Origin of the sequence: Lachnobacterium bovis (assembly GCF_900111325.1) — a bacterium.
GTDB classification, from domain to species: Bacteria; Bacillota; Clostridia; order Lachnospirales; family Lachnospiraceae; genus Roseburia; species Roseburia bovis_A.
The window spans coordinates 1-4,796 of record NZ_FOGW01000047.1 but is presented as its reverse complement, the minus strand read 5'-3'; the positions used below and the strand labels follow the sequence as shown (position 1 = coordinate 4,796).

6 protein-coding genes and 3 pseudogenes are annotated in these 4,796 nt (G+C 36.1%); 7 read left to right on the top strand and 2 right to left on the bottom strand.

Going from position 1 to position 4,796, the window contains the following annotated elements; genetic code table 11:
* Together BMY79_RS11585 and BMY79_RS12665 are read right to left on the bottom strand one after the other, a co-directional pair.
* The coding region (locus BMY79_RS11585; RefSeq protein ID WP_143065863.1) for a hypothetical protein at positions 1-317 on the bottom strand (317 nt) is incomplete at its 3' end.
* 1 nt (position 318) lies between these two features.
* Positions 319-486, bottom strand: a pseudogene (locus BMY79_RS12665) (hypothetical protein); the annotation flags it as partial.
* 270 nt (positions 487-756) lie between these two features.
* On the opposite strand from BMY79_RS12665, the pseudogene BMY79_RS12610 reads away from it, so the two are divergent.
* The 7 genes and pseudogenes from BMY79_RS12610 to BMY79_RS11545 all read left to right on the top strand — a co-directional run.
* Positions 757-897 (top strand): annotated as a pseudogene (locus BMY79_RS12610) (ORF6N domain-containing protein); the annotation flags it as partial.
* Positions 890-1,303: a hypothetical protein gene (locus tag BMY79_RS12060; protein ID WP_034226612.1), complete on the top strand. Its 414-nt coding sequence runs from the start codon at positions 890-892 to the stop codon at positions 1,301-1,303. The pseudogene BMY79_RS12610 and the gene BMY79_RS12060, both read left to right, overlap by 8 nt.
* Positions 1,304-1,463: 160 nt before the next feature.
* The gene (locus BMY79_RS11565; protein WP_074731019.1) at positions 1,464-1,790 is read left to right on the top strand and encodes a replication initiator protein A; all 327 of its coding nucleotides are present in this window, start codon (positions 1,464-1,466) and stop codon (positions 1,788-1,790) included.
* Positions 1,791-1,865: 75 nt separating this feature from the next.
* Positions 1,866-2,075, top strand: coding sequence for a helix-turn-helix domain-containing protein (locus BMY79_RS11560; RefSeq protein WP_027422630.1), 210 nt, complete (start codon positions 1,866-1,868; stop codon positions 2,073-2,075).
* Positions 2,076-2,122: 47 nt separating this feature from the next.
* Positions 2,123-2,989, top strand: a complete 867-nt coding sequence (locus BMY79_RS11555) for a KilA-N domain-containing protein (protein ID WP_074731018.1) — start codon at positions 2,123-2,125, stop codon at positions 2,987-2,989.
* A pseudogene (locus BMY79_RS11550) lies at positions 2,937-4,197 on the top strand (recombinase zinc beta ribbon domain-containing protein). The gene BMY79_RS11555 and the pseudogene BMY79_RS11550 overlap by 53 nt, the downstream one beginning before the upstream one ends.
* Positions 4,198-4,271: 74 nt before the next feature.
* On the top strand, positions 4,272-4,652 hold the full coding sequence (locus BMY79_RS11545) for a hypothetical protein (RefSeq protein ID WP_143065862.1): 381 nt from the start codon (positions 4,272-4,274) through the stop codon (positions 4,650-4,652).
* Positions 4,653-4,796 lie beyond the last annotated feature (144 nt).

Sequence of the window (4,796 nt, the reverse complement as noted above, 5' to 3'; positions counted from 1 at the left end):
TCAAGAGTTTTTTTCAAATTATCTCCTTCTATCCACTCCTCTTCATACATATTGATCAACAGATTACATTCTGCGTCTATGAAATTAAATAAGTATTTCTCCATAAGATAAAACTTGTCTTCGTGAAATTTCATAAACCAGTAAATATCTCTTATATCACCTTTATTGTCATCCCATACTTTATAGTCACACATCTCATTATATGCGTTTTCATCCTTAGGAACCACAATGCCATACCAATTGTTCAAATCGAGATATCTTGTATATCGAGTGCCATCTACAATACGTTCGTCTTTTCCCTGAAAAAAATCTCCCATATCACACCGTTCCTTTCTGAATATGTGATGTTTGCAAACTTATAACATTATTATAAATTGCAGTTATGCAATTGTTAATCCTCTGTTTGAGATTATTTGGTTTTATATCCTCTTTGATAATCTTTTTCATCTTGCTTTCTATAGTTTCTGTCGCTGTGTCAGAATAATAGCCGGATACCTAATAGGTTGTATTACCAATCTTACGAGAAAAGCCGAGACATTTTTGCATCAGCTTTTCTTCATTGTTCTGTATTATATTCTCTTCAATCATATTCTTTGCTCCTCTCTATAGTGACATATAAACAAGATGTGTAAATTAAATATCATTTGAGGTTCCAATTTGGAACCCCAAATAAAGTGTTTTAAATAGATGAGGTGTCGTATGGATGAAGTTGTAACAAATGAAGAGAATAAGACAATTGAAAGAACCGGTTAGAACATTGATATTTCTCAATTGATTTATGATATATGAGGAAGACAAGTTATGATAGATAGCGATTTGGCAATTCTGTATCAGGTTGAGACCAAGAATATCAATAAAGCAATGAAAAGAAATATTAAAAGATTTCCCGATGACTTTTGCTTATCGGACCGGATTCAAGGATCGAAAAGATGCTAATCACTTTAAACCTGAAAGACTTAATGCAGCCAAGAAGAAAAATGGTTCTGGCAGTCATAACAAAGAGGTATGCCAGAGTGATGATACATCTTCTAATAGTTCTTTAAGGCATTCTGGTTTGCAGTCACTTATACCAGACGACTCCAACATTTTGCAGTCAAATACATCACCCGATGCATGTGGAGACTGTAGTGGGACTGCAAAAGGTGAAGTAGTAGAAATCCTTGAATTTACACACTTTTTCGAGCATTGCACGTTTGATAAGACAGATTATTCTGAGCGTGGAAGGCACTTAAAAAAGTATATTAGGGTAATTGTAGCTGTCGACCTGGTGACGGTAGCTACAAAAACAGGTACTACCTCGTAACGGTAGCTACAAAACCCAAAAGAGTTCTATAAAACGAATAAAGAATCGTCGGAAGGCGCTTAGCTTACAGCATTTCCTGTAAGTTAGGCGTCTTTTTGTTTTGCAACAAGCGGTGCACCTGTGAGTGTTATCGCAAATCTGAAAGAAAGGAGGAACGCCAATGGATTTTGATTATTTTTACGGGAGAGAAACAGAACAGTTTGCATTTTATCAGATTCCTAAAACTCTAATTACGGATGATAAATTTGCAGGAATATCGATGGAAGCAAAAGTACTTTATTCATTGATGTTGGATAGGGCAGCTCTTTCGGCAAAAAATGAATGGCTGGATGAAGATGGCAGGGTATTCATTTATTACACGTTAGAAAAAATAATGGAAGATATGCATTGCGCTAATCAAAAAGCTACAAAGATGCTAAAAGAACTAGAATCAAAAGCTGGCTTGATAGAAAGACAGAAGCAAGGCCAGGGAAAACCAACAATATGATATTACACATTGTGTAATCATACTGGATATGTTACAATATTACACAACGTGTAATTTATTTAGAGGGTGAGATTTATGGATAATAAAGCAAAGAAAATAAAAGAACTTCGAGAAAGCACTGGTATGAATAGAAGGGAGTTTTGCGATTATTTTGATATTCCTTATAGAACAGTTACGGAGTGGGAACGGGATATGCGCCATGCTCCGGACTATGTTGTAAGGCTTTTGGAATATTACATAAGAATGGAGAAACTGTTTAAAAAAGATGAGGATAATAAGGAATAATTTAAACAGGTCGAATTCGACCTGTTTAGAAATGGAGGATTCAGCTGATGAAAGAGAAGATTATTAAAGATACAATACATGCAAAGGGTGTAGATATCAGCATATATACAACTGATTATGAAAATGAATTTTTGTCATTGACAGACATAGCAAGATACAAAAGTGATATGCCCCATGATGTTATAAAAAACTGGATGAGGAGCAGGGAAACTTTAGAATTTTTAGGTGTATGGGAAAAACTACATAATCCGAACTTTAAACAGGTCGAATTCGACCTGTTTAAGAGTGAAGCGGGACTCCATGCTTTTACTATGTCACCAACTAAATGGATTGAAGGAGTAGATGCGATAGGAATAGTTTCTAAAGCAGGAAGATATGGTGGCACATATGCGCATTCTGATATAGCATTGGAATTTGCATCTTGGATTTCAGCAGAATTCAAATTATATGTTATGAAAGATTATCAGAGAATCAAGAAAGATGAGAACAGTAGGCTCTCACTTAACTGGAATCTCAATCGAGAAATCTCTAAAATTAACTACCATATACATACAGATGCAGTAAAGGAAAATCTTATTTTGCCGGACCTTACGCCTGAGCAGATTTCTTTTAAGTATGCAAGTGAGGCAGATCTACTAAATGTTGCACTTTTTGGCAAAACTGCTAAGCAATGGAGAGATGGGAATAAAGGTAAAAAAGGAAATATGCGAGATTATGCAAGCCTTAATCAGCTTCTTGTTCTAGCTAATATGGAAAGTTACAATGCTATTCTCATAGAACAGGGAAAAGCACAGTCTGAGCGATTGGTATTACTCCGCCAACTGGTAGTAAGGCAGATGAAGACATTGGAATATGTGAATAATGAAGGGCTTAGGAGGCTTCCGGGAGGTGAAAATATTGACAAAGAAGACTAAATGTTACATATACACTCGTGTTTCAACAGCTATACAAGTCGATGGTTATAGCCTTGATGCTCAGAAGGAAAAACTTCGCAGATATGCAGAGTATCAGGAAATGGAAATTGCTCATGAGTATTCTGATGAGGGCTTTTCTGGTAAAAATATATAGGACAGGGCGTGAGCAAAAAGCCCGTGAAGGTAGATGGAATGGCGGCTTTGCTCCATATGGATATAAGCTTGAGAATGGAGAACTTGTCATAGCCGATGATGAAGTGGATATCATCAAATTAATTTATGATCGTTACATTCATACAGATTTTGGAATTAACGGAGTGGCTTCTTACCTTAATAATCATGGTTACACTAAGAAACTCAGACTGAATAATACGATAGCAGGATTCTCATCTTCTTTTGTAAAGAATGTTCTGGATAATCCTGATCACGCACATATTTTATCTGGAATTCTGAAATGTCCATGCTGCGGGAAGAGTTTATATGGAAATATTGCAAAAGCTCACAGCAAGGACAAGAAGACCAGGTATTACTACTACTGTAAGAATACATTGGGGAAGACCGGGCACAAGTGTACATTCAGACTTAATATAGAGCAGAAGGAGATGAATAATCTTGTTGCATCCATAATTTCAGCGATGGTAAATGATAAGAGGTTCAAAGAAGCTATCAAAGTAAAAATAGGTACAGCAGTAGATACAGAAGCACTTGAAAAACAGCGTGAAGCACTTTGTGGTCAACTTAAGCAGGCTATGGGTACAAAGAGTCGTCTGGCGAATCAGATGGATAATCTTGATATTGATGATATTCACTATGATAGGAAAATTGCAGATTTGCAGAGCCGTTATGATGATCAATATGATATAATAGAAGAGCTTGAAGGGCAGATCGATAAGGTACAGGAGCAGATTCAGAGCATCATGCAGGAAAATCTATCCAGTACAAGCATATATCAGCTTCTGTTGGCTTTTGATAAGTTTTATAATGATTTTAACGAAGCGGAGCAGAAGGAATTTATGAGAGCGTTCATAGATAGAATAGATATTTATCAGGATAAGCCTACAAACGGCTGTTGGATAAAGAACATTGTTTTCAATTTTCCGGTGCCTATAAATGGGAAGGACATTAGAGAACTGTCCTTGGAAAATGAAACAATGCTTGAGACGGTATGTCTTTTGTCCAAACTTTCTGAAGCCAAGCATCATATCTAGGTTAAAGTGGATATGGACGAGTTGGATCTGACCAGCGCTGAGGCCAAGGCTACTTACAGAGAGAATTTCTTAGAGTGAAAAAGACAAAGATAGAGGCGAATAAAATGATTTTTGTTATAGCATTCATAGCAACATTTATTTCTATGTTATGCTGTAAAGCCATAAAGAAACCAGCGGTTAGAGTTATTCTGGGGATGGTGGCATTCTTCAATATTCTAATTATGATTTTAGCTGGAAGTTTTATATATACAACAAAGTACAAAATACATGATGTAGCTTCATATACATCACCGGATGGAAAATATGAATTATTATTCCAACAGGTAGGAGATCCGGATTGGCCATTTGGACATACACATGCCAGATTAGTTCTTCAAGATAAAGCAGGAACGATTGCAAAGTATTCTTTTGATATAGCAGCTGATGGGGCAAATGCCAGTTCTGATTTGTGTTAGGTTACATGGAAAGCTACTCAAGTTGAAGCAGTAATTAGCGGTGAAGAGCAAAATGATAATCAGTACATTTTGTATTTTAATGGTAAAACAGAATCCAATCAACTTGATACGAGGTTCGGAATATAATGTTTAAAAGAGGAGGAT

What these genes read in the sequence shown, in the direction of transcription:
- BMY79_RS11560 (WP_027422630.1), top strand. Translation starts at nt 1,866, where the DNA reads ATGGATAATAAAGCAAAGAAAATAAAAGAACTTCGAGAAAGCACTGGT.
- BMY79_RS12060 (WP_034226612.1), top strand. Translation starts at nt 890, where the DNA reads ATGACTTTTGCTTATCGGACCGGATTCAAGGATCGAAAAGATGCTAAT.
- BMY79_RS11555 (WP_074731018.1), top strand. Translation starts at nt 2,123, where the DNA reads ATGAAAGAGAAGATTATTAAAGATACAATACATGCAAAGGGTGTAGAT.
- BMY79_RS11565 (WP_074731019.1), top strand. Translation starts at nt 1,464, where the DNA reads ATGGATTTTGATTATTTTTACGGGAGAGAAACAGAACAGTTTGCATTT.